Source organism: Paenibacillus lautus NBRC 15380 (assembly GCF_004000945.1).
GTDB lineage: Bacteria > Bacillota > Bacilli > Paenibacillales > Paenibacillaceae > Paenibacillus_AQ > Paenibacillus_AQ lautus.
The window spans coordinates 47,716-71,153 of the sequence record NZ_BIMF01000004.1; the positions used below are offsets into that span (position 1 = coordinate 47,716).

At 50.2% G+C, this 23,438-nt stretch carries 22 protein-coding genes and 1 pseudogene; 5 read left to right on the forward strand and 18 right to left on the reverse strand.

Features of this window, described 5'->3' with window-relative positions; translation table 11 throughout:
* Positions 1 to 18: 18 nt before the first annotated feature.
* The 4 genes from PLA01S_RS09380 to PLA01S_RS09395 all read right to left on the reverse strand — a co-directional run bounded on the left by PLA01S_RS09380 (position 19) and on the right by PLA01S_RS09395 (position 6,192).
* Entirely contained in the window at positions 19 to 1,407 is a 1,389-nt protein-coding gene (locus tag PLA01S_RS09380; protein ID WP_174819204.1) for a glycosyltransferase family 2 protein, read from the reverse strand.
* Between the two features lie 22 nt (positions 1,408 to 1,429).
* Entirely contained in the window at positions 1,430 to 2,623 is a 1,194-nt protein-coding gene (locus PLA01S_RS09385; RefSeq protein ID WP_127591770.1) for a HEAT repeat domain-containing protein, read from the reverse strand.
* An 18-nt stretch (positions 2,624 to 2,641) separates the two neighbouring features.
* Complete coding sequence (locus PLA01S_RS09390) at positions 2,642 to 4,900, reverse strand: hypothetical protein (RefSeq protein WP_127591771.1); 2,259 nt, start codon at positions 4,898 to 4,900, stop codon at positions 2,642 to 2,644.
* 770 nt (positions 4,901 to 5,670) lie between these two features.
* Positions 5,671 to 6,192: an HPP family protein gene (locus tag PLA01S_RS09395; RefSeq protein WP_127592202.1), complete on the reverse strand. Its 522-nt coding sequence runs from the start codon at positions 6,190 to 6,192 to the stop codon at positions 5,671 to 5,673.
* 148 nt (positions 6,193 to 6,340) lie between these two features.
* Here PLA01S_RS09395 and PLA01S_RS09400 point away from each other — a divergent pair, with 148 nt between their 5' ends.
* Positions 6,341 to 7,297 carry a GntR family transcriptional regulator gene (locus tag PLA01S_RS09400; RefSeq protein ID WP_127591772.1) on the forward strand — a complete coding sequence of 319 codons (957 nt, stop codon included), beginning with the start codon at positions 6,341 to 6,343 and terminating at the stop codon, positions 7,295 to 7,297.
* Between the two features lie 152 nt (positions 7,298 to 7,449).
* Here the strand turns inward: PLA01S_RS09400 and PLA01S_RS09405 are convergent, their stop codons facing one another.
* The 6 genes from PLA01S_RS09405 to PLA01S_RS09430 are packed head-to-tail and all read right to left on the reverse strand — an operon-like array spanning position 7,450 to position 11,690.
* The gene (locus PLA01S_RS09405) at positions 7,450 to 8,472 is read right to left on the reverse strand and encodes a potassium channel family protein (RefSeq protein ID WP_127591773.1); all 1,023 of its coding nucleotides are present in this window, start codon (positions 8,470 to 8,472) and stop codon (positions 7,450 to 7,452) included.
* A 37-nt stretch (positions 8,473 to 8,509) separates the two neighbouring features.
* Positions 8,510 to 8,902, reverse strand: a complete 393-nt coding sequence (locus PLA01S_RS09410) for a DUF350 domain-containing protein (protein WP_100536174.1) — start codon at positions 8,900 to 8,902, stop codon at positions 8,510 to 8,512.
* A complete protein-coding gene (locus tag PLA01S_RS09415) occupies positions 8,899 to 9,573 on the reverse strand; it encodes a hypothetical protein (RefSeq protein ID WP_127591774.1) in 675 nt (224 codons plus the stop codon). The genes PLA01S_RS09410 and PLA01S_RS09415 overlap by 4 nt, the downstream gene beginning before the upstream one ends.
* Positions 9,574 to 10,773 (reverse strand): glutathionylspermidine synthase family protein, encoded by a 1,200-nt coding sequence (locus PLA01S_RS09420; protein WP_127591775.1) that lies wholly within the window; start codon positions 10,771 to 10,773, stop codon positions 9,574 to 9,576.
* Positions 10,770 to 11,450: a hypothetical protein gene (locus PLA01S_RS09425; protein ID WP_127591776.1), complete on the reverse strand. Its 681-nt coding sequence runs from the start codon at positions 11,448 to 11,450 to the stop codon at positions 10,770 to 10,772. Before PLA01S_RS09425 ends, PLA01S_RS09420 begins: the two co-directional genes overlap by 4 nt.
* Before the next feature lie 24 nt (positions 11,451 to 11,474).
* Positions 11,475 to 11,690: a hypothetical protein gene (locus tag PLA01S_RS09430; RefSeq protein ID WP_100536170.1), complete on the reverse strand. Its 216-nt coding sequence runs from the start codon at positions 11,688 to 11,690 to the stop codon at positions 11,475 to 11,477.
* A 329-nt stretch (positions 11,691 to 12,019) separates the two neighbouring features.
* Here PLA01S_RS09430 and PLA01S_RS09435 point away from each other — a divergent pair, with 329 nt between their 5' ends.
* Positions 12,020 to 12,958, forward strand: a complete 939-nt coding sequence (locus tag PLA01S_RS09435) for an NAD(P)-dependent oxidoreductase (protein ID WP_127591777.1) — start codon at positions 12,020 to 12,022, stop codon at positions 12,956 to 12,958.
* 164 nt (positions 12,959 to 13,122) lie between these two features.
* Here the strand turns inward: PLA01S_RS09435 and PLA01S_RS09440 are convergent, their stop codons facing one another.
* The 3 genes from PLA01S_RS09440 to PLA01S_RS09450 all read right to left on the reverse strand — a co-directional run bounded on the left by PLA01S_RS09440 (position 13,123) and on the right by PLA01S_RS09450 (position 16,087).
* Positions 13,123 to 13,362: a glutaredoxin family protein gene (locus PLA01S_RS09440; protein ID WP_127591778.1), complete on the reverse strand. Its 240-nt coding sequence runs from the start codon at positions 13,360 to 13,362 to the stop codon at positions 13,123 to 13,125.
* 23 nt (positions 13,363 to 13,385) lie between these two features.
* Positions 13,386 to 14,258: a DUF8832 domain-containing protein gene (locus PLA01S_RS09445; RefSeq protein WP_127591779.1), complete on the reverse strand. Its 873-nt coding sequence runs from the start codon at positions 14,256 to 14,258 to the stop codon at positions 13,386 to 13,388.
* Between the two features lie 194 nt (positions 14,259 to 14,452).
* Positions 14,453 to 16,087, reverse strand: a complete 1,635-nt coding sequence (locus tag PLA01S_RS09450; RefSeq protein WP_164817385.1) for a cobyric acid synthase — start codon at positions 16,085 to 16,087, stop codon at positions 14,453 to 14,455.
* Between the two features lie 184 nt (positions 16,088 to 16,271).
* Between PLA01S_RS09450 and PLA01S_RS09455 the strand changes: the two genes are divergently transcribed.
* The 3 genes from PLA01S_RS09455 to PLA01S_RS09465 all read left to right on the forward strand — a co-directional run bounded on the left by PLA01S_RS09455 (position 16,272) and on the right by PLA01S_RS09465 (position 18,335).
* Positions 16,272 to 16,523, forward strand: coding sequence for a cyclic nucleotide-binding domain-containing protein (locus PLA01S_RS09455; RefSeq protein WP_127591780.1), 252 nt, complete (start codon positions 16,272 to 16,274; stop codon positions 16,521 to 16,523).
* An 18-nt stretch (positions 16,524 to 16,541) separates the two neighbouring features.
* Complete coding sequence (locus tag PLA01S_RS09460; RefSeq protein ID WP_127591781.1) at positions 16,542 to 17,105, forward strand: redoxin domain-containing protein; 564 nt, start codon at positions 16,542 to 16,544, stop codon at positions 17,103 to 17,105.
* A 255-nt stretch (positions 17,106 to 17,360) separates the two neighbouring features.
* Positions 17,361 to 18,335 (forward strand): hypothetical protein, encoded by a 975-nt coding sequence (locus tag PLA01S_RS09465; protein WP_127591782.1) that lies wholly within the window; start codon positions 17,361 to 17,363, stop codon positions 18,333 to 18,335.
* Here PLA01S_RS09465 and PLA01S_RS09470 read toward each other — a convergent pair.
* The 5 genes and pseudogenes from PLA01S_RS09470 to PLA01S_RS09490 form a co-directional block, all read right to left on the reverse strand.
* Positions 18,330 to 19,415 (reverse strand): Gfo/Idh/MocA family protein, encoded by a 1,086-nt coding sequence (locus PLA01S_RS09470; RefSeq protein WP_127592206.1) that lies wholly within the window; start codon positions 19,413 to 19,415, stop codon positions 18,330 to 18,332. The two genes, PLA01S_RS09465 and PLA01S_RS09470, sit on opposite strands and share 6 nt — an antisense overlap.
* Before the next feature lie 46 nt (positions 19,416 to 19,461).
* A pseudogene (locus PLA01S_RS33015) lies at positions 19,462 to 19,548 on the reverse strand (ThuA domain-containing protein); the annotation flags it as partial.
* A gap of 291 nt (positions 19,549 to 19,839) precedes the next feature.
* On the reverse strand, positions 19,840 to 21,459 hold the full coding sequence (locus PLA01S_RS09480) for an extracellular solute-binding protein (protein WP_127591783.1): 1,620 nt from the start codon (positions 21,457 to 21,459) through the stop codon (positions 19,840 to 19,842).
* A 43-nt stretch (positions 21,460 to 21,502) separates the two neighbouring features.
* Entirely contained in the window at positions 21,503 to 22,423 is a 921-nt protein-coding gene (locus tag PLA01S_RS09485) for a carbohydrate ABC transporter permease (RefSeq protein WP_127591784.1), read from the reverse strand.
* 20 nt (positions 22,424 to 22,443) lie between these two features.
* Entirely contained in the window at positions 22,444 to 23,373 is a 930-nt protein-coding gene (locus PLA01S_RS09490; RefSeq protein ID WP_127592208.1) for an ABC transporter permease, read from the reverse strand.
* Positions 23,374 to 23,438: the final 65 nt, after the last annotated feature.

The window sequence follows — 23,438 nt, forward strand, 5'->3', positions numbered from 1 at the left end:
ATGAACCGGGCCTTGAAGTCAGGCAGCCTCGTTCTTATCTTTCCAGCTCTGCCGGGTCATGGTACCCCATGAATTGTTGTTTTGCAGATATTGAATATGCCCCTGTACTCTCCACAGCACACCTAACTGGTGGTAACCCACGAATTTGAGTGCCGAGAAGAGGAGCATCTTCACCAGATCGGACAATTTGGTATACCGGCGGAAGGCCATCTCCTCCAGGATGAGAGCTCCCACGCTGAGCAGGTACCCACTTAAAAAATTGACGAGTCCAAACACGACCAGCACATGCCAATTTGTCATATCCAGCAATACATATCCAAGCAGAGCCAGAAGGCCCGTAATTCTGAAGTAAGGGTTTAGCGCTTCAAAAATAACGTTGTAGGGCATCGTCAACATGCCCATGACTTTATATTTCGGATTGAACAACATATCGCGGTTCTCGATCATGTTCTTCAAGTTTCCCCGTCCCCAGCGCTTGCGCTGATTGGACAAAATGTTGTAGCTGTCCGGCGCCTGCGTCCAGCACACCGCTTCCGGACAAAAGGAAACGCGGTATTTGATTTTATTTTCCAGCATATAGCGATGCAGCTTGATAATGATGTTCATATCTTCACCGGGGTAGCCTCCCCGATAGCCGCCTACCGCGATGACATAATCTTTGCGGAACAAGCCGAAGGCTCCCGAGACGATGATGAGCCCATTGAAATGGCTCCACCCGATTCGCCCACCCAGGAAAGCTTTCAGATATTCGATCGATTGGAACATCGGCCATACCCGGCTCGGCAAGGATACATCCTTAACCTCTCCGTTCTCAATCACGCAGCCATTGGCGATCCGAACATCCCCGCCGATTGCCACCGTTTCCTCGGGATTCTCCATATACATGCGGGCCATCCGGATCAGCGCATCCTTCTCCAGCAATGAATCCGCATCGATGGAAGAAATCAGCGGATAACGGGACAGGTTAATGCCCGCGTTCAATGAATCCGCCTTACCGCCGTTCTCTTTGTCGATGAGGTAAAGCTGCGGGTACTGCGGATTATAATAAATGCCCCGAACCTTGTTTGTACTGATATTGCCGCGAATCTCCGGATTGGGCAGCAGCGTCAAACCATACTCCTCAATCAGCACTTTCAGCGTCTCATCGGAGGATCCGTCATTGATAACGATGACCTCGTAGGTTGGATAGTTCAGCGTCATCAGACAGCGGACATTCTCCGCGATAGTCAACTCTTCGTTATAGGCGGGAACCAGCAAAGATACCGATGGAACCAGTTCCGAACCCGAGAGCGTATTGTATTTGGAATACGTAGCGCGTCTGAAAATATCCTTAATATTTCTGAAAGAAAACATCAGAATTACAAAATAAAGCGCGCTAACGATCATGACGTAATAAATCGCCACCATACCGTAAGTGAGCAGGATATCTCTAAGCAGTGTAATCTCCTCCTACTCCTGCAACCGTGCCGATCCGTTTGTTCGTTTGAACGCCGAAATAACGATCGTACACCAGTTTTCTTTTGTTAGATGCCACCATTTGCTCAACTTGCTCATATTCGCCTTCGTTGGACATAATCCGTTCGATCCGGTACAAGGCCGTTTCCCTGGCTGGACCTTCTCCTGTCAGCGCGGCTTGGCACAATGTCTCGAAGCCTTGTTCTCCTAACATGGCAAGACTCTCCGCGCTGTTGTTGCGCACATGCCAATTCTCGTCCTTCAAGGCGGAAGCGAGAATCGGAATACTGCCTGCGGCATGAAGCCGTCCCAGCGCTTTTGCCGCTGCCGCGCGCACTTCCCACTCACGATCATTCATAAGCTCCGCAATGGTATCATCCTTCAGGGCCGGATAGGAGCCAAGATACAGCTTGACCGCCTCCGCACGGACGTCCTTCTCTTCGGATCCGACCAGTCGATCGAGTGCCGGTACGACAGCCGGAATGGCCTGCCCCCACATGGCTACAAGCGAGACCTTGACCAGTCCAGGATCGGGATCATCCAAGAGCTTGCGCATGAGGCTGGCTGAATCCAGCCGGGTTTCCAGCAAAATATCGGCAGCCATATGATGAATGGCTTTATCGTAGGCCAGCAGCTTGGACAACATTTCTCGAATCTGCTGTGACTGAACTGCGCTTTTGGCAATCGCCCGCGCAATAATGATGGTCATCGGACCGTAATTCGTACGGTTCATCAGATGCTGAAGCTGCGGCACGGCCTCTTCCGCACGCATCCCGCCAAGGCGGTAGACCGCTTCAATACGGCGGTCTTTCCGCAGGCTGGATAATGCCCGGATCTCCTCTTCCACAAATCCGGCATCCCGGCATAAACGCAGGAGCTTCTCTCTGGCGTCCCCTTTGAATTGCTCGATCCACTCCATAAACTTGGCTTGAATGACCCGGCGATCAGCCGATGTCAATTTGCCAGGCGGGAGCTCCAGCTTCGTATCGTCATGCAGATGACTCTGGACATACACAAAATAGTCATGATGTTTTTCTGTTAAGCGTTCCGTTTCTCTTTGTATGGCATTGTGCTTGATCTTCATTTGGAACAACAGGATAATGCCGGCTGCAATAAGGCCGAGACATACATAGACAAAGACGTATGCCATTTCTAAATTTGAAAACATATCCGATGGCTCCTCCTTTTATTTAGCATCTGGTTCCCGCTCTTTTTCGGACAGACGGGTGAATATGTCCTGCATATCATAATAGCTTTGTTTTAATCGTTCACTGTACTTGGTAGCTTCCCATAGCTCCCAAGTATAGGGTTCGATCTCCTCCAGGTTGATGGACTCTGCCGATCCTGACGCTGATTTCCCGCTCTTCTCAGATCGTTCCGCGATCCACGGAGCCAGCCGGATCCCTTCCGTTGTTATCGTGCTGAATGTACGCTTGTCTTGAAGCGGGCTGTAGTCCACCACCTGCAGCGAACTCGGATCCCCGAATCCGAGCAGCATCCATGGGATCCTCATCTCAACAAACCTGTCTTGATACTGCCAGGCCGTAAGCGAATTAAAATCCGGAGATTTCGGATCACTGGTCCCCTGCTTCAGCATCCCTACTTTCTCATCCACAAACGGATGGGAGAAGCGGGTATCCGGCGGGTTCATCAGTAGGCTGATGGCCAGCTTCCAGGCATGAAACGAACCTCCAGGCACCACAGGATCATCCTTGGTTCCCTTGGCTTCTTCTTCCGGCAGCATCCAATATCCCTCTTTACCGTACAAACGGCTGTGGAAATCGTATGATGGCGCTATGGTGACCTGGGACTCATCCTCTTGACCTAATTGAATCAAAGTTTCCAAAGCCCCACCTTGGAGCGTTCGTCCCGCCAGTTCTTTCTTCGGGATGTCGCCGCCAGGGATCGTATCTGCTCCAATGAAAAGCTTGGAACGTTCGGGATCAAATGCTTCTTCCAGTTCCATGCCGATATACAGGTAGGCTTCATCATGAGTCAGCTTCATGTTCTTGACGCCCAGAGCCGTTCCGGACCAGGTCTTGACTTCCCCTTCGGGAACTTTATCCCAATCGCTGAGATCCCCGTCAATCGTGATCTGCTCTACCTTGCCCGGCTGCATGGCGAGAACGCCGAACATCTTCTCATTCGTCAGCACATTCAACCAGAATGCCCGGCGGTCTGCCGGTATTTCAAAAGGCATCGTATTCCATGTTTTCTTGAACCATTCGTCCTGCCACATGAACAAGATCGCCCCGGAATAGCCTTCGTCGTAAATATCCTGGGTCAGCGAAACATTAACCTGGCCTTGCTCCGCTTCATCATGCCCCCCTTGATCCTTCCCTCCAGGACCGTGGTGTGAAATACCGATGGATGAAGGTACGCCGTATTCGGTGACCATAATCGGCATATCCTCGAATTCTGCCTTCAATTTTCGCAAGTAGGCTTTGTACGTGTTATAACCCCCATTCCCGTCAGGAAGGGTCTGTAGCGTTTTGTCCGTCCGGAAAAAATCCGGGTAGTACGGATACACATGGTATGCGGCAAAATATCCTGCATCCCAGTTCACCGGTTCTACATGCCTCGCATCAACAGACACCAGGTCTTCTTCAAACAGCGGTTCCCCCGGATGCTCAAGCACATCCGTTGTGACCCAATTGGTAAATGTCATCGGATGCTGCCATCCGTACTTCTGCTCCTCGGCAGCCGTATAGTCCAATAAAGATGCCAGCCAATTCTCAAAGGGACTTGCGTCCTTCGTCCCCGAGAAATAGGACCCCTCATACTGAGGAACATCCTTATGTACCGTGTTGGTGTTATCGACCATGGTTGGGTCCCATTCGGTTCCCACATGCCAGGCCATAAGGTACTTGCCTGCATTGACCTTATACTTGCCACTCGACTGTCCATGCTTGGGCTCAACGTTGATATCGCCGTAGACTGCAGCAACAGCCTTCGATATCTCCGCTTTGAACGTTTGGATGATTTCTTCGTCATAAGCATCCTTACGCTCGATTAGCTGCTCCTCCGGAGACCAAATGCCCTGCATGAAGTACAAGGGGTCATCGCCTTTATCCCGGTTATATTTCACAAGTGCAGAATAAAAGACCGGATTATGCACGGTGTAGACCCTGATTACGTTCGCTCCCATGTCATCAATCTGTTTAAACCAGCGAAGGTAATCTTCCTCCGTTGCCGGAAGCTCACCGGGATAATGTCCAGGTACGGTTGCCCCAAGATTCACGCCTTTGGCAAAAACCTCTTTCCAAACTTCGTCATCCTCATATACCAGAAAGGAGGTTCCCTCTGTTTTGAATTTCATTTTCACGCCGTCCGCATCCGCATACGTTTTTAATGACGGTCGTAGATATCCTTGAATTACAGCGGCACCGCAGAGAAGCACTATAGTGAATAGTGCTGCGATCACCCACCATTTTCGTCTGCTCATCGTCTTCGTTGCTCACCTGCCCTTTCTTTGACATGCTTGTTGCTGCACCGACATGTGACGACTGAGCCATACTCGTCATTCTATAGCCGATGCGTTCCCGATACCATATTCCTTCTTTACCAACTTTTCCGATATCGATACTAGTCAAAAAGAAGTAAAACAAACCTCTTCCACATTTTTCCCCCGATAACACTCGCCGCTGCCTCCTCGTCCCTGTCATTTGACAACTTCACAGCCTGATGTTAGTTGTGTGCAGTGAAAAGCATCGCTGCCCGAATAAGGCTGGAACCGCATGACTTCATTCCATCAGAGGAATGCAGTCAGACGACGAAGATTTTCAGAAAATTTTCGTGAATCATAAGTTTAAACGCATGAAAATTGCTAAAGTTCCGGTCATTTTTACATCATTATCCATAGTTATTACAAATTTGATACCAAAGTCGTATAAAAAAACGGCTGAGAACCGCATCCTGTAAAGGTTTGGCAATATTAACCTTTTATACAAAATAAGAATAGAGTCCTGTACCGGGATTGTGTAATATTCTATAGATTTGACACCCGGGATCAAGTGGTAAGTATCGCCTATTTTTTATGATTTCGGTTTGGATTTTCCCGGATGGTGGTATATAAATTAGTTTGGGAATTTTCAAATCTGCGTCATAACAACACAAATCAGACCCGGTCCATTGTAGATCCGAGTCTGTTGTTGACGATATATGATTGAAGAAGTTACCATGATTACCGTATTTTCATCAAAGAAAAAACTGCCTTCACCACCAAAAAGTCGGATATCTTCGCTCCTTCACCGCATTATTGACGAGCAGAGCCACAACCACGATCATGACCGACCCGGCAAGCACCGGCGTAAACAAGAATGACCAGCCGCTGCCAGCCATAATGACAACCAAGGGATCTGCACCAGCCGGAGGATGGGTCGTTTTGGTTATGCCCATCAAGCTGATCGCCGCTCCCACACCAATGGCCATGGCCCAGATTCCGTCCCCCAGAACCTCAAGCGTCACAAGTCCCGTGAATGTTGAAATGAGATGCCCTCCAATGAGGTTCCTTGGCTGTGACAGCGGCGCGTCCCAAACCGCAAATGCAAGCACGCAGCTCGCACCAAAGGGGGCCATGATCCAAACACTCCCTGCGAGTGTCGTCAGAAGAGCCAACAATCCGATGGAAACAGCCCCGCCGATAAAGCCAATGGCGATATTTATGGGACGAACGGTCAACGGACTTCTAGCCCCCCCTTTCATTTTTTGTAAATATACAGCTGCCAGATCCTTCATCATAATCCTCCATTATTCATAGTTAACTAGTAATTTAGTTATATATAAAATAATGACTTATATCCATACATGTCAATACTTTTCTTGATAATTAGCGAATGATTATGTAATGTTAAATTACTAGTTGACTAGGAAAGAGGGTTTTGTTATGCCGCATAAACTGATGCTTCGAGTCGACCCGCACGCCACCCTTAATGTGAGCACACAGGTTAAAGAGCAATTAAAGTGGTTGATTGGGATTGGACAAATCGAACCATTCGATAGGCTGCCTCCGGCCGGTGCGCTGGCGGATCTGCTGGGACTGAACCGCAACACCGTGAATCTGGTCTACAACCAGTTGAAGGATGAGGGGATCGTCTCGATGCATAAGGGCAAAGGAACGCAGGTATTGAACAACGTACAGGTAGAGGAGCTTAGAACTCGCAGAAAGCTAATGCACGAGCTGGTCGAGCGAACGACGGAGGAGTTAAGCTCCGTTAATATCCAGCCGAGCGAGTTCTTTGCCGCATCCCTCGCCTATACGCTGCTGCAGGAGCCTGTCCAGAACACGAAACAGCGTATTTTGTTCATTGAATGTAAGGAACATGATTTTCCCTTTTATCAGACAGCGATTGAGCAAATGACGGGTGCCGAAGTGAAAACGGTATTTCTGGAGGATCTGTTGACGGGGAAGCAAGCCCTATTCGAGGCGCTGGAGTACTCAAACCACATGGTCACAACATTGAATCACGATGCCGAAGTAAAGGCTCTGTGCAGCAAATATGACAAAAAAGTAACGGTCATTGGCGCCAGCGTGGAAACATCCGTCCTGCTTGAGATTGCCCGGCTTACACCGGGAAGCGATATCAGCTTTGTCTGCATGGGTAAGGCAGGTGCACAGTGGATGGCCAGCCGCATTCAAGAAGCCGGTATTGAGGGGGTCCACGGCCGCTTGGCTGGGCTGGATAATCGGGAGGACCTACTGCAGCGGATCGAGGAATCCGATTTGGTCTATGCATCTAGTGCCGCATATGAAGAGGTTCGAGCCTTATCCCCCGAGAAGGTGAAACTGTTTCCCATGATGCTGGAGAAGAGCAGTGAGAACATTCTAAGAGAGATGGTCTGATTCCAATAGGAAAAAACGCCCACTGTTATAAACAGGGGCGTTTGGGGGGCTGGATGTTTCTATCTGTGCCGAATGTTTAACATCTGGATACCGGTATCACTAAAACCGAAGACCCAATGTAGTTCCACCGGCATCGCATCAATGGCCCATCTTCAGGCAAGCTTGCCTGTAATCCGCTTATAGGTCGCCTCGTCCGAGACCACATACAACCTGGCATCCTGTGGAATCGGGACATCAAGCTTGCGGTTAATGCTTAGATCGTTGCGATCGGAGATGAGCGTCGCTCCTTGCCGCAGCAGATCCTGAAATGCATCGCCGTAGGTCATCCATGCAGGGTTCAATGCCACTTCGTAAATATCATCTCCGTGCTGGCGGCTGAGCAGCTGCATCAGCACATCCGAGTTTCCTTCCTGGAGCGCGGCGCGTACGGCCAATCGGGACACGGCATCATGCGAGAGCACAAACTCGTTCACATGATTGTAGCGGAAATTCTGAACATGCTTCTCCTGCACGATCTCCACCGTGGTATGTACGTTCGGCGCAATCCGTTCAATGCTGGAAACAATCAGGAGCGACTTGCCGTCCACGAGAGCCGATTCATCAATCCGGGCATCCGCAAAAACAATGGCCGATTTGGCCTCCAGAATGTTGGCTCTCATCAGCACGTCATCCGCTGCTGGATCGCCGCTTACAAAATGCACCTGTTCGAGATGCTCGACAGGATGCTGACTCGAATCATCAATGATCACGATCTGGGACTTCGGCGAAAACGAAAGTATCTCATCGATCGCGGACTTTGCTTTTTTGCTCCAATTGATAATAACGACATGATCACTGCCCCGAAAATTCAACCTGCCCGCCCCTCTCTGCCGCTGTATGCTTCCAAACGATTCAATGACCCGGCCAATCACTAAACTTAGCAGCCCAATACCAAAGATATAGATAAATATCGTTAATATCTTTCCCGGCACGGTAACTGCATAATAATCGCCATAACCTACGGTTGCCATGGTGGTAAACACCCAATAAAGGGCGTTAAACCAATGGTGAAACGTTTCCGGCTCCAGCAGAAATGCCAGGGTCGAGCACAGCACCACAAACAGTACCACAATCACGCTGATCGTTGTTTTACGCAGACGCATCATTTTCAAAGATAATCTTAGAAAAAAGTGCACGTTCCTGCTCCTCTCCCGAAAATGGTGCTAATTTGACCTAAATAATCAGGCTGCTGATCGCAAAGGCCGTGCCGATAAACACCATCGCAAGCAGAATGCCGATCGCGACGTTCCCCTTTTGCAGGTGCTCGGATATTCGAATACCCGGCGTAGCCAGCTCGAATACCCAATAGGCCACAATCAAACATACATATCCGACGGCAAACCACAGCATCATGTGCCAGATCGATGAATTCGTATATGCGGATATGCCCAGAATGATGGCTGTTGCCATAAACTTGCCTCCAAATGCAAGACCCACCGCGACATTCCCCTTCTTCAGCTCTTCCATGTCGTTAAACCGGGTCATCCAGCTGAAAATCAGCATACCCAGCAATTGAAGCACGATAATGCAGATCACACTTACAACAATATTAATGACGACCGTCAATCCGCCCACCCCCGAAATTTTGCATAGGCCAAGTCGTAATCGGCGAAATCATGAACTTCCTCCAATACAACATCAACCCTGTCCTTCTTTTCCATTGCGGCATAACGCTTCTCATCGATCGGCTGCTTGATCCGGTTGCCCGTCGGCAGCTCGATGACAGCAAAATGCCTGGTGTCCTTTTTATACGTTGTTTTATAAACCCCAACCAGCTTCACGTCGGTTTTGACCGTGACTTTGAGGTTGGCTAAATCCGATTCCGCCGTCTTTTTGTCCTTGAACGACTTAATGGTCTGCCAAGACGATAAACGGATATCATTGCGCTGATTCGCATCCGTGGTAAGCTCCGCATCCATGAATTGAAGCGTCCAAATGTTGTCCCCGGTAGCATAGTTGTTATCGTTAGGCAGAAGCTCGTTATCCGGCAGGACGGTCATATCGCCGCCTATCAAATCGCCAACGGTCCCTTCAACGATCCGGTAGTCCCAAGGCACGCGAGCAGAGGTTGAAGATACTTCCTCCGATCCGGTGTGGAACACCGTGGACCCATTGCCGGAGCAGGCACTCAGCGCCAAAACCATGAGGGATAATAGGAGTGCCGCCAGAACGACCGGAGGTTTCCTCTTTCCCTTAGGAGCACCGCTATGCTGCCTTCTATCTTGTTTCAACTGCATTTATTTCACTCCCATTGCGATAAAATGGCTGGAATTACCCGTAATCAAACCGCCCGCCCGTCCCAGCAAACCGCAAGGGCTGCCATTCAGGACGAACAATCCTGTCAGTAAATGAAAATGGCCTTCCGCCGTCTCGACGCGGGCCAGGTCTGCCCTCCGCTGATAGACCGTCGGAAACATGACGCTTGTATCGTACCCGTCCTGATCCTCTACCTCGAGTTGTCCGGCCTGGTCGTACAGCTTGACAGAACCACCCTCGCGGCCGAACATCGACTTGGATACAAAGTTACCGGAGAATACCGGTTTGTTGTATGTCGGCAGCATATAATTAACGATGGCTGCACGTTCTTTCTCATCGAACAAAAGACCCAGCTCATACATCCCCCACATGGCGGCAAGCAGTCCTTTGGATTGCAGTAAAATGCTGTGCGGCGAGTTGAACAGCTGCAGCCGTCCCGTCTCGATGGCATAGGCAAGCGCATCTCCGCCATCATCGACGGACATCCACTCCTTCGGATATAGGGCAAACATCCGGTGAATCTCCCGGCCGTCGCCGTCCTTCAGCATGCCTTCGTCCACCCACAGATCAAGACAATCCACCAGCCGGATATCCAGCCCGCTGTGCCGAACCAATGCTTCGATCGTACCGGAGTCCTCTTTATGCTCGCCGTAAGCAATGCAGGCGGCCGTATCCGGACGCTCTGCCCCCCACGCTTGTGCGACCAGCTCTTGCATCCGTTCGTTGGGAGAGAAGATGCCAGCCTGACGGCACATCCACGGCGTTGCAATGGAAGCCTCAACATAACCTGTAGGCGTGTCCGCATTCAGCTCCAGCAGCTTGATGCTGCCGTCATGGGCAATAGCAAAATCAAACCTGGCATATCGGCTGATCAATCCCTCTTCCGGCAGCGGACATTCGTCCAGCATCTGCCACAGGACGGGCGGAATGCCAATTAAGGCGTAGATATGATGATTGCGATGAATATAACGAACGGTTTTGTCCAGCATGGCCCATAATACCGCAGCCGCTTCTTCCAGCTCACGATAGGTCTCTTGGCGTATGGTGACGATCTGGTCTATCCAGTAGGCTTCCCCTTCCAAATCCGCCCAGGTAAAGCCGAGCTCCGCGAGCTCCGATACGCGACCATCCCGATTGGGGTCAGGCTGTCCCGATACGGTGAATACGCTGTCGTGACTCATCCTCCAAAACCGCCGGATCTGGAGCTTGATTTCGAACCCGATGAACTGAACCCGCTGGAATTGCCGCCAATACCGCCGGACTTCGACGACGTGGAGCGGCGCGTAATCGTACCCGAAGAAGAAGTGGAGGTTTTCGGGCGAACATTGGAGTTCACCACCGGTTTATTCTGAAACGTACCACTCGAATACGTGCGGGGTTTGTAAGGCTTGCCGTTATTCGCATAATAACCGCGATGATTGTTGTACCATCCGCTGGATGAATAATAAGAACCATTGTTAAACAGCATGTGATAGAGCAGCAGATCATCCCAGCCGAAGCCGGAATTGTACCCGCCATAGTTGTTGACAATCGTGGTTCCGCCGCCCGAACCCGATCCTGCAGCGGCTCCTTCTACCGGCTCTTCCTGGAATTCTTCCTCACTAGGAAACGGAATGTTCCAATCCACATTCTTGTCAAAATACTTCTTCACTTCTTCTGTTGACCAGGATACCAGCTGCGGCTCTTCGGATGAGGTAACCGCTTCCGAAGCGAGGTCTTTCGCAGCCGCGCCCGATACCAGAAATGCGTTCGCCAACAAGGCGATGCCCAGCGAGCTCGACAAGACCCGAATCGGTTTGCCTTCCGGCGTCAGCCATTTGGATGTTGACTGATCTTTTTTGTCTTTTTCATTACTCAAGATGGTTTCTCCTTTCGGACAGAATTAATCGTTCCGCATCGGAACGAGCAGAAGCTCCAGTTTGCCCGTGTCTACATTTAATCTGCCTTCAATCGTTTCATATTCCCGGCCGCCAACAACGATATAATTCACATGCTCCAGGGCAGCGACCATGTTCATCGTCCATGACCGTTCTTCAATCTGCACCAGCTCACCGTCCGGCCTCTTTTCAAACAAAATGACGTTCATCCCATTATCCACTGTGTGTCTACCCCTTCCATCTAAGCAGTGAGTATTGATACGTGGTATATTCCGAATCGTTTCAAAAAATCTACGATGGGCTATCAACGCTTACCGCAGCGATTTTTCCAAAAGACGCAACCCATATAATAACACCGCTACTGATTATTTACACCTGCGAATTACCATTAAAAAATTGATGAAAACGAACATTCTGGCCATACAGTACCTGATTATTTACGTTTTATAAGGTGTAGCATCAAATTTCATGATGATCGTCTGTCTTGACATTGTCACTAGTGTCATACTTTAGAATCGGTATCATTCCAGTCCAGAAAGGGGTTTTACCGATGAATCCAAATCTTGATAGATCATCTCACGTTAACCATCAGCCCAATGCGAAGGCGAACAGTTCTGCTCTTACTTCAGTAACCGTGATCGGATTAGGCGCCATGGGCTCCAAGCTGGCCCGCACCTTCGTGAACAGCGGACATGACACCACCGTCTGGAACCGCACACCTGATAAAGCCGCTGAACTTGTAGGTTTGGGTGCCTCCGGCGCTACGGAGATCGCAGATGCCATCGCCGCCAGTCCCCTCGTAGTCGTCTGTGTCCTGGATTACGATGCCGCCCGGCACATTCTCGAGCCTATTGGCGATAACCTTTCCGGCAAGGTTGTCGTAAATCTGACAACCGGCACTCCCGAGCAAGCCCGCACGATGGGGACGTGGATGAGTAGCCTGGGCGCTGAATATCTGGATGGAGGCATCATGGCCGTCCCTTCCCTGATCGCCACACCTCATGCCGTCATACTCTACAGCGGTTCAGAGACTGCGTACGGAACGTATGAACAGGTCTTGGACAGTTTAGGTACAAGTCACTATTTGGGACCTGATCCCGCCCTCGCCCCACTGAATGACTTGGCACTGCTTAGCGGAATGTATGGGATGTTCGGCGGTTTTATCCATGCCGCGGCGCTTGCAGGCACCGAAGGAGCGAAGGCTTCAGACTTCACGACTTCGCTGCTGATGCCTTTTCTGCAGGCCATGATGTCCACTCTGCCGGAGATGGCGAAGCAGATCGACTCCGGCGATTATACCGCCAAGGATGCGAGCCTGGCGATGCAAGCAGCTCACGACACCATCGGGGAGGTCAGCAGGGCACAGGGCGTCAGCCCCGAGCTGTTCACGCCGATTTATGAGCTGATGAAACGCCGGGTGGAAGGCGGTTTTGGCGGGGACGACTTCGCCAGCGTAATTGAACTGACCCGCAAGCGTCCATCGTCTTGATCGGCATAAGAGAGAGATTAGCGGCATGAGGCTAATGGCACATGCGAGACACATCGCGCTTTGGTGACCATGCGATGCGCTCTGGATCCCTCAACACAAAAAGAAGCCTGGATCATCCCGTTGGGAACGATCCAAGCTTCTTTTTCATTTCCATGAACCTTTATTTATTCAATCAATTCCCTGATTTCCTGAAAGTTATCGGCAAATCCGATAAATACTTTTTCACCCATAACGATCGTAGGCACAATCTGTTTTCCCGTCAGACGTTTCACTTCTTCCGGATATTCCGGGTTCTGTGTACAATCATACTCCGTATACGGAACCTCCTGCTCCTTGAAGTAACGCTTGGCATGATGGCAATCGCTGCATGTGGGTATGGTATAGATTTTCAATGGTTCTGTCATATCGATCACTCCTTAAGCGAAATTTATTTTATCTCAACAACAAAGGGCACGGTCATCACTTCACCTTGATGCTGGAATTGTCCCCAGATTTTGTAGATGCCGCTGTGTGGAAAGGTAGTGGCAAATTCCGCTTTGGGTCCTGTGCTCTGCTCGTCCAGAGGATGCACATGGATGTACTGCTCCGCGTCTTCGGACAGAATGACAACGTGCCCGACTGCGCCCAGATAAGGCTCCAGATTGTTGATTCCTTGCTTGGTCTTTGCATCCTGAATATGATAGGCGAGCACGACCTCTTCATTCGATAAGGTATTGCTTAAGTTCAGTTCAATTTCCTTGCCGTTTACTTGTTTGATAAGGCTGGCATCCGGTTGAATCGGCGACGGTTCTCCTTCTTCTCCCTCAATCTGAACCCATTCGCTAAGCGTGGTCCCTCCAGCACCTGTAGGGACAAAATCTGCGAACAATTTATATTCGCCGCCAGCCGGGAATGTCGTGTTCACGGTAAATACGCCATTCTCCTTGTAATCCGGATGAATATGGTTGAAGAAAGACAAATCGCGATTCACGATGATCAGATGCAGGAGCTTCTCATGATTGACATCAAAATCCTGGACAGGTTTACCGTCTTTATCCGTAATTTGAATCGTCAGCTCCGATTCGGCGCCTGCCCTTGCCGGTTCATTCCATGTAAACGCTGCGTTGTAATGATCCGAGGCAGTTTCATGCCCGCCAGCATGTTTACCGTGTCCGTTTGTTTCCTGGCTTTCGCTTTCCTGTTCATGGTTCCCGCCATGGCCGCCCGCATCAGGGGCCTGCTTCGCGTTATCGCATGCTGTCAACAATCCAAAAGCAAGTATGCCCGTTAAGGTTAGTATGGTGCCCTTCCTATTCAACATGGGCTATCACTCCAATCATTGGATATACTGCAAGATGAATTTTCATTTTCACCCGCTTCTATATTTAGTATACCCCCCTATCCTATAATTAATCAACTTTTTTCTGTTCGCTCCACGCAAATAACACCATGCAACCTGCATGGTGTTATCTTCCTATTCATCATTATTACCCGAATGATTGGATGCATTCCTTATCATGAATGCGTATAACCGATGATTTCATATATTTTTTTCATATCCACATGGTTACGAACGACGTCCGCTACACGGTCAAATTCCGCAAATTTGCGTTCTTCTGCTTTGTACGTTTCCGAAATTGGCATCAGCCCCTTCTTCATCCGAATGCCGTTCAGCCAGGACCTGCGGAAGACATCATTGTCAAACAAGCCATGCAGATAACTTCCCCATATGCGGCCATCCGAAGTAGCTGTCCCTTCAACGTGCGGCTGAATATCTTCTGTCGCCTTTAAAGAATCTGTACCATCTGCTTCAATCGAAAAAAGCGGTCGGTATCCCGAGCCGTCAGCCAAGGCACTCCATTGCGTCACGCCCATATGAATTTCATAGGCCGTAATCGTCGAATCGGCCTCAGTGTCCGAAATAACGAACCTCAGAGGATGTTCCTGTAACAATTCCCCTTTCACCCGAACGGTCCTTTTGTGCTTTAAAAAGGAAGTCCGAATCGGCAGTAGTTCGAGCCCCTTCGCTTCCCGAACGCGCCCTTCGACCGCATGCGGATCCGACAGCTGCTCGCCCAGCATTTGATATCCTCCGCAGATGCCAACCAGCTGCACATCCCGCTGCTGCGTCTGCCTCAAGATCGCATCGGCCAGCCCCCGATCCTGGAGGAACCCGAGGTCACTGATCGTATCCTTGGTGCCAGGCAAAATAATGACGTCCGGCGTGCCGAGTTCATCCGCTGATTGGACGAAGCGAACGACAACATCCGGTTCCCAGCGCAGCGCATCAACATCCGTAAAATTCGAAATGCGCGGATACCGGATCACGACAATATCGAGGTCGCGTTGTTCCTGTCTTTGATATTGAAGCTCATCCAGCACAACCGAATCTTCTGCCTCGATTCGCATGTCCTGAATATAGGGGAGTACGCCTAGCACGGGAATGCCTGTCCGCTCTTCAAGCCAGTCCAGTCCCGGCTGAAGCAGCGCCAGATCCCCACGGAACTTGTTAATGATAAACCCTTTGACCCTGGCCGCTTCATGGGGCTCAAGCAGTTCAAGCGTACCTACAATGGAAGCGAACACGCCGCCGCGATCGATATCCGCAACCAGAATAACCGGCGAATCCGCCCATCCTGCCAAGTTCATGTTAACAATGTCCCGATCCTTAAGATTGATCTCCGCCGGGCTTCCCGCGCCTTCCATAACAACGATGTCGTAACGCTCCCGTAGTCGATCCAGTGCATCCAACACAATCTCTTTGGCCTTCGGCAGGAACTGTGTCCGGTAATCCATCGCACTCATCTGCATTTGGGGCACGCCGTGGATCACAATTTGCGAAAACATGTCCTTTATCGGCTTGATCAGGATCGGATTCATGTCCGTTGTTGCGGCAATGCCGCAGGCTTCAGCCTGTACGCCCTGTGCTCTGCCGATCTCTTTGCCATCCGGCGTCACGTAGGAATTAAGCGCCATGTTTTGCGATTTGTATGGAGCCGTGCGATAACCATCCTGTAGAAATATGCGGCATAGCGCTGTCGTTACGATGCTTTTGCCTACATCCGAAGCGGTGCCCTGCAGCATGAGTACCGCTCCTTGTCCCTTCCTGATCTTCGTGGGTGTATCCCTTATGTATTCTGTTTCATTCATCTTCTTCACCCTTCTCCCTGACTTAAACCGCTCACCCACATCATTATAGCAAACCGTCGTTAAAGGCGTTCTTCTCCCATGAAATCCAGATAAATTCCCTTGTACTTTGTCAGCCCGAAATGTTAACTATATAGAATAGCAGTATCGCATGTCCGTGTTGATTACCGAAAGGCGGAAACCAACCATGAAGCCTGAACTGAATGACAAGCAAATAACCGACATCTTCCCTTATTTAAAAATTGTACCACCAGAAGAATGGATTCAAGCTAATGCTTTTACCAAACATTTTGAAGCCAAATCGAGAATCTTTCATCGAGAGGATGCCGCGATGTATGGCATGTTCCTGATCAGCGGATCAGCCCGGATCACGATTATCAACGAGGATGGCAACGAATCGGTGTTAAACATACTAGGCCTCACGCCTATATACCGTTAACCCAGGAGGAAATCCAAAATGAACAACGTGCTTCAATCCGGAGAATATGCTCCATTATTTCAAAGTGTAGATCAACATGGAAATATGATTTCGCTGGAAACCTATCGCGGACGTAAATTACTTCTCGCTTTTTTCCGTAACGCAGCCTGCGCACTGTGCAATCTGAGGGTGCACCAGTTTATTCAACGATATCCTCAGTGGCAGCAGTATCATCTCGATGTCATTTGCGTATTCGAATCACCGGAAGCAGCGCTTCATCAGCATGTTGGTCAGCAGAAAACTCCGTTTCCTCTTATTGCCGATCCGAATGCGGAGCTCTACACGCTCTATGGAGTCGAGACTTCGGCAGCCAAGACACAAGCCACCTTAGCTCAACCGAATGTGCATCAATTTACGGATGAAGCCGAAGCGGCAGGTTTCAAGCTGACGCCGGAAGAAGGTTCAAATTTCAATCGGATTCCAGCAGAGTTTGTATTGGACGAGGACGGCATCATACGGATCGCGCATTACGGTCGTCTGATTACCGATCATCTGCCTTATGAAACCATTGAACGTTATGCTGCCGTAACACAGCTTCCTTAGCCGGGTTGAGCCTGTCTTTAAGCCGCATTCAGCAGTAAAAAGAACTCCTAACACGGGACATAAAAACAAGCCGATCCGGGTGGATCGGCTTGTTTGGTGACGCTATGACTATAAAGTCAACCGCTGCCTATGAACGCTCTTAAGGGATAAAATTATCATAACGAGGGATATATTCATCCAACAATATACTTTTTTAGTTAATTTTGTATTATCTTGGATAGGTGACTAGAGTTGGTTAAGGGAGGAACTGATTGAATGGTAATGCATTTCTCCGAGATTAGCAACATCTATATTCATGTCAAATGGTTCACGGATAACTTTGAATGGGTCCCCCTGCCTTTTCCCCGCATCGTTACACTGACATTCCTGTTTTGGTTAGCGTTTACATTGTTGATCTTATTGCTCACATGCGCATTTCACGATCCCTTGGGAAAGATGCGGCCCGTCGTGCGAATCCACGGATGGCTGCACAGGCTGAGGCCCCATACCGAGGTGATTCTGCGTTTTGGGCTGGCTATCGGGCTGGTGCTGCAGCTTCTGAGCGGCTCGTACCTCGCACCCGAATTTCGAACCAATTCCATGTGGATTATCCTCGGCCTATCCGCAGCAGCAGCGTGCCTGCTCTATAAACGCACCTTGCCGTTGAGCGGCGCCATCCTATTCTTGCTCTATATCCAAGCTTCCTTGTCCTACGGTATGTTTCATTCCATCGATTATTTGATCTATCTCGGCATTGTGTATTATCTGTTTGTGTGCGGCACTCCTATAAAAAGAACGGCAGCCCCGGTCATGTATATATGCACAGGCATGTCCCTCGCTTGGCTTGCCATGGAAAAGCTGACCATTCCCGAGCTCGCCTGCACGGTTATGGGCAGCTATGGACTTCCTACCTTCGGTTTTACCATTGAGCATTTCGTCATGATTAGCGCTTTTATCGAAATCGGGCTGGCATGGGCGTTCATCGTAGGCATCATGAACCGGTTCACGGCGCTGCTGGTATCCTGCATTTTTGTTATGACAAGCCTTGTATTCGGTTACAAAGAAGTCATCGGCCATACGATCATTCACACAGTGCTGATCCTGTTCCTGATCGAAGGCACGGGGGACCTCCGTACTCCTTTTCAGTTCCACCGCTCGCCTGTGCTCCGCGGATTGTTTGTAGGCGTCAACTTCTGCCTGTTTCTGTTCAGTTTGATGGCGCTGTATATCTGGATGGGCAAGACGTTATGACAAACTCTGGATCCGTTGGCCGATGGATTTACCAAGCTCTACCACCGTTTTGGTCTCGCTTGATCTGACGACCGCGTCCAGCACCTCTTGATTCCGGTATCCGTCCATAAACCCGGGGACTCCGTCGGCAGGCGTTCCCCGCAATATCGCGGCAAAATCGGCATACTGCTTGACTTTGCAATGCTGCGGCACTTCCATTGTCGTTCTAGCGAGCTGCCCGGGCTCTTCTTCGCGAATCCACACGACCCTCTCCGGATCCAATGTACTCGCGTGGACCGTGCCGTGGTCGCCATAAATGGACACTTCATGCTGATTGCCTGAACCGAATGCATTGCGTGACGTCTGGAATACGCCCATAATATCATCGGTCATCCGGGCCTGAAAGCTGGCAAAATCATCGACTTCGATCTTGGCCATGGCTCCCGTCACCGGGTCCCGGCGTTCCGGGATGATGGTATGTAGCTGGGCCGTGATTTCTTCAAACTCTCCAAACAGAAAACGGGCCATATCAATCATATGCGAACCGAGATCTCCCAGCGTCCCCGTGCCCGTGATGGCTTTGTTATATCTCCACATGTAGGGAACCTGCTGGTTCGGCACGCCAAACCCCTGCAAATACTGAATGGAGAAATGACGGATCGTACCCAGTTTGCCCGTACGAATGAGTTCCCTGGCATAACGAAAAGCAGGCGTATAACGGTACGTAAACCCGATCATGGCTGGAACGGGCTGCTTCTCATACAGCTCCAGCAAGGAGATGGCCTCTTCAAAGACGCGCGTAAAAGGTTTTTCCGCCAAGAAAGGTTTCCCCGCTTGCAAGCATGCACTGATGATATCGGCGTGCACGTTGTTGGGCGTAACCGAAATGACAGCATCGACGTCAGGATCTTCAATCAAATCTTTGAAATCCGCATAGCGCTTGCCGTCCTCGATCCCCAGCTGATCACCTACTCTGGCCACGGCTTCGCCGTTGACGTCGCTTACGGCCACGAACTGATAAATTTTCTCTTCATTCATCCAGCGGATATGCTCCTGCGCCATCCCGCCCAAACCAATTAAGCCGATTCGAAATTGATTCATCATCAAAACACTCCTTGTATATATCTTATCTCTCACTGGTATTGAATATGCCGTTCGGATATATGCTGGCTACCAGTTCATTATGTCTCTCATGCCGGTATTCATTCCATACCGTGACTTTGATGTTTCCCATGATTGCTGCTTCCTGAGTTCCCTAGAATTCGATTCAATAAAAGCTTATTCATCACTTCGAATGCGGATCATACTTACGATCCCTGTTGCCCCCAGATTTTTTTACGTTTTGTTATATGGTGATAATCCGGGGACAAAGGGGACCGCTTCGCTTCTCCAATATGATTCCGCCTTCTCCGTTGAAGTCTGATACATGAATACTGATCATAATCCTTTTTCATCCCATGTCGAAATCACGCTGCCCCGCAGCATTTCGATCTGCGGGGCAGCTCATGACGATTGCAGCCAATCCTTATTTGACGCTGATATACCGCTGATAGGCTTCCTTGCGGATCTGTACCAGCCGCTCAAGGCCCATATCGTTCAGCTTCTTGACGTACGCATCCCATTCCGCATCGATGTTGCCTTCGGATATCCATTTTGCGCGGGTCGTGCCGACATAACCATCGATATCCGTTGTCAGCGTAGGCAGCTCCTGGAATTCTTCGGCGCTGTACATCACGTTCGGGAACGGCGTTGTCACGTAATCGCTGCCCAGCTTGTCGATGACCAGCTTCAAGCCGTCGCCCGTGGTCTCATCCAGTATGATGTTTTTCTCGAAGCTCGGGCTTACGTACTTGGGACCGAAATCCCTTACGGATTGCTCCCAGTACCAGGCATCCGCACTCGTTCCTTCCGGCGGACTCATGAGCGTAAACGTTCCGTCGTCGTTCTTCTGAATCACCGTGCCGATGGCTCCCCAGAAATTCTGGATGCTCGCTTCATTGGTGTAGAACTGATCCGCCCAGCGCGCCGAAATTTCCGGATATTTGTTCGACGTGGTGATGAGGAACTCGTTTCTTCGCAGGCTCATGCCCTGAGGCTCGCCGCCCTGGTACCGTTTCCCGTCAGGTCCGGCAATGGACGGAATCGCGATGTATTGATCCTTCCATTTCCCGAATACCGCGTCCGGTACCCATTGGTTGGAAAAACCGATCAGCGCCGCATCCGGATTCTGATGCTTCGCCGTGGACATGGTGCTGTCCTGCGTGAAAATCTCTTGGTCTATGAGGCCTTCGGCGTACAGCTTATGCGCCCACTTGATCGCCTCCTTGTAGTTCTCCGTCACCGGGTAGAACACGGGCTCGTTATCGATAACCATCATGCTGTTTCCGTTGATGTCCGTGATGCCGAACGGATTCAACAGATCGATGCTGATGTTCCCCGATCCGCTGACCGGAATTTCGTCGGCCTTGCCATTGCCGTTCGGATCTCCTTCTTTGAACGCTTTAAATACGTTATACAACTCGTCCGTGTTGTCCGGTACTTCCAGTCCGAGCTGATCCAGCCAGGCTTTGTTGATGATCGGCTGAATCGATGCTTTCGGCCTTGACGGCAGCCGCGCCGGCAAGGAGTAGATTTTCCCGTCCGGGAATGTGCTCATCTTTTTCATTTCTGGCGTTTCTTCCAGCGCCGCTTTCAGGTTCGGCATGTATTGATCGATGTAGTTATCCAGCGGGCGGAAATACGACAGGTTGTTCACGATGTCGGAATCGCTGAACACGATATCGCCGAAAATGATATCCGGCAGCGTACCGCTCGCCAGCATGATCGATTTTTGCTCGCCCCAATCATTGGAGGACATGATTTGCCAATTGATTTTGACGTTGGTCTCCTTCTCCAAATCCTTAAGCCACTGGTTCTGGAGGAACGTATCTCCCATATTGCCCCAGCGAACGGTCAGCACGTCCAGCGTAATCGGCTCATTCACGATCGGCAGGCCTTCTTTGTTAAAAGCGGCTTCGGCATCCGAATTGGCGTCCTCCTTCTTGCCGCCGCTGCAGCCCGCCAGATTCAGCAGCAGGATTGCGGCCAACATGATGACGGCAGCCAGCTTCAGGCGGTGCTTCCTCTTTGCGTTGTTTGTTCCCATTCAACCATACCCCCAATACTTATTTTTCATAAATTCATCGGTGTTACGACTTCACGGCTCCGATCATCACCCCCTGATTGAAATACTTCTGCACGAACGGGTAGATGCACATGATCGGCACCGTTGCGACGATAATGACCGCGTAGCGCATAATATTGGCCAGTCGCAGCGCGATGGCCGCGGCTTCTCCGGTACCCATGGCGGACTGCATCTGGTTGGTGACCAGAATATTGCGCAGAATGAGCTGCAGAGGGTACAGGTTCGTATCTTTTAAATAGATCAGGGCGTTGAAATAGGAATTCCAGTGACCCACGGCCGTCCACAAGGCGATGACCGAGATGACCGCTTTCGAGAGCGGAATCACGATGGTCACGAAATATCTCAGATTTCCGCAGCCATCGAGCTGTGCCGCCTCCCATAAATCCTCCGGAATGCTGCTTTGGAAAAAAGTCCGCGCCACAATGATGTTGAAGGCGGCAACCGAGAACGGCAGCACCATGACCAGAAACGTATCGTACAGCTGGAAATCGCGGATCGTCATAAAGGTCGGAATCAAACCGCCGTTAAAGAACATCGTAAAAATAAAGAGCAGCGATATATACTTGCGGCCCACGAGGTCTTTGCGCGAGAGCGCGTAAGCTGCGGATATGTTAACCACCAAGCCGATGGCGGTACCCACAATCGTATACACAATCGTATTTCGGTACCCAATCCATATATTAGAGTGCTTCAGCAATTCTTGATAGCCTGCCAGCGTAAAATCCTTAGACCACAGCCATACCTGTCCATTCGCAACCGCCGCCGGCTCGCTGAACGAAGCGATGATGATGAAGTACAGCGGATAAATTAACACGATCAGCATCAAGACAGCGAATACATACAGGCCGATTTCCAGCACCCTGTCGGAAGATCGGGTATTCCTCTGCCGCGGCGCCGTCTTCTCTCTTACTTCCACTACACCCATAGAACCCTTCCTCTCTTGCGTTACCACAAACTGTTTTCGCTGTATTTTTTCGAAATCTGGTTGACCAGAATCAACAGAGCAAAATTAATGACCGTATTAAACAGATTGATGGCCGACGAGAAGCTGTATTGGCTGCTCAGCATCCCGATTTTGTATACATACGTGGAGATGACCTCACTGGAGGTAATATTGAGACTGTTTTGCATAAGGTAAACCTTTTCGAAGCCGACGCCAAGCAAGCTGCCTATCCGCAAAATGAGCAGAGTCACAACCGTTGGCATCAGCATCGGGATATCGATAAACCGGATTTTTTGGCACCGGCTTGCCCCGTCCATCGTGGCCGCTTCGTACAAGCTGGGGCTCACCGCAGATAACGCTGCGATATAGATAATGCTGTCCCAGCCCGTATGCTGCCACACATCCGACCATACATACACGCTGCTGAACAAGCCGGCCGATCCCATCAGGTTCGGCGCCTCAGCACCGAAGAGCCGGAATATATTTCCGATCAATCCCGAGCCCGGCGAGAACAGAATCAGCATGAGTCCCACCATCACGACCGTGGATATAAAATGCGGCATATAGGTTACGGTCTGAAAGAAGCGCTTGAACCCATTCTGGCGCATTTGATTGACCATCAAGGCAAGCATGATCGGAATCGGGAATGTCGCCACGCTGTATAAGCTGATGACCAGCGTATTGGTAATGGTTGTCGAGAATTGATAGGAGTTAAAAAACTTCTCGAAATACTTCAGGCCTGCCCAGGGGCTGTCCATAATCCCGAGAGCGGGACTGTAATCCTTGAATGCAATCAAGATCCCGTACATCGGTACGTAAGAAAACAACAAAACCAGCACTACCGCAGGCAGCAGCAGCAAATACAGGCCCCAATTTTTTCTGATCCGCCCGAGGGTTGGGTGTGTGGTTCTATTCAGTTGGCCTGCTTTCAAATCGATTCCCCTTTCTGTGTTCGTCGTGAATCCGGTATGTCGCGTAAGCAATTTCAGTATACTGC

Coding starts and splice junctions, on each gene's coding strand:
- PLA01S_RS09480 (WP_127591783.1), bottom strand. CDS start 21,459: ATGGGAACAAACAACGCAAAGAGGAAGCACCGCCTGAAGCTGGCTGCC.
- PLA01S_RS09420 (WP_127591775.1), bottom strand. CDS start 10,773: ATGAGTCACGACAGCGTATTCACCGTATCGGGACAGCCTGACCCCAAT.
- PLA01S_RS09440 (WP_127591778.1), bottom strand. CDS start 13,362: ATGACAGAACCATTGAAAATCTATACCATACCCACATGCAGCGATTGC.
- PLA01S_RS09470 (WP_127592206.1), bottom strand. CDS start 19,415: ATGAATCAATTTCGAATCGGCTTAATTGGTTTGGGCGGGATGGCGCAG.
- PLA01S_RS09485 (WP_127591784.1), bottom strand. CDS start 22,423: ATGGGTGTAGTGGAAGTAAGAGAGAAGACGGCGCCGCGGCAGAGGAAT.
- PLA01S_RS09400 (WP_127591772.1), top strand. CDS start 6,341: ATGCCGCATAAACTGATGCTTCGAGTCGACCCGCACGCCACCCTTAAT.
- PLA01S_RS09450 (WP_164817385.1), bottom strand. CDS start 16,087: ATGAATGAAACAGAATACATAAGGGATACACCCACGAAGATCAGGAAG.
- PLA01S_RS09465 (WP_127591782.1), top strand. CDS start 17,361: ATGGTAATGCATTTCTCCGAGATTAGCAACATCTATATTCATGTCAAA.
- PLA01S_RS09445 (WP_127591779.1), bottom strand. CDS start 14,258: ATGTTGAATAGGAAGGGCACCATACTAACCTTAACGGGCATACTTGCT.
- PLA01S_RS09395 (WP_127592202.1), bottom strand. CDS start 6,192: ATGAAGGATCTGGCAGCTGTATATTTACAAAAAATGAAAGGGGGGGCT.
- PLA01S_RS09460 (WP_127591781.1), top strand. CDS start 16,542: ATGAACAACGTGCTTCAATCCGGAGAATATGCTCCATTATTTCAAAGT.
- PLA01S_RS09385 (WP_127591770.1), bottom strand. CDS start 2,623: ATGTTTTCAAATTTAGAAATGGCATACGTCTTTGTCTATGTATGTCTC.
- PLA01S_RS09415 (WP_127591774.1), bottom strand. CDS start 9,573: ATGCAGTTGAAACAAGATAGAAGGCAGCATAGCGGTGCTCCTAAGGGA.
- PLA01S_RS09380 (WP_174819204.1), bottom strand. CDS start 1,407: ATGGTGGCGATTTATTACGTCATGATCGTTAGCGCGCTTTATTTTGTA.
- PLA01S_RS09435 (WP_127591777.1), top strand. CDS start 12,020: ATGAATCCAAATCTTGATAGATCATCTCACGTTAACCATCAGCCCAAT.
- PLA01S_RS09390 (WP_127591771.1), bottom strand. CDS start 4,900: ATGAGCAGACGAAAATGGTGGGTGATCGCAGCACTATTCACTATAGTG.
- PLA01S_RS09455 (WP_127591780.1), top strand. CDS start 16,272: ATGAAGCCTGAACTGAATGACAAGCAAATAACCGACATCTTCCCTTAT.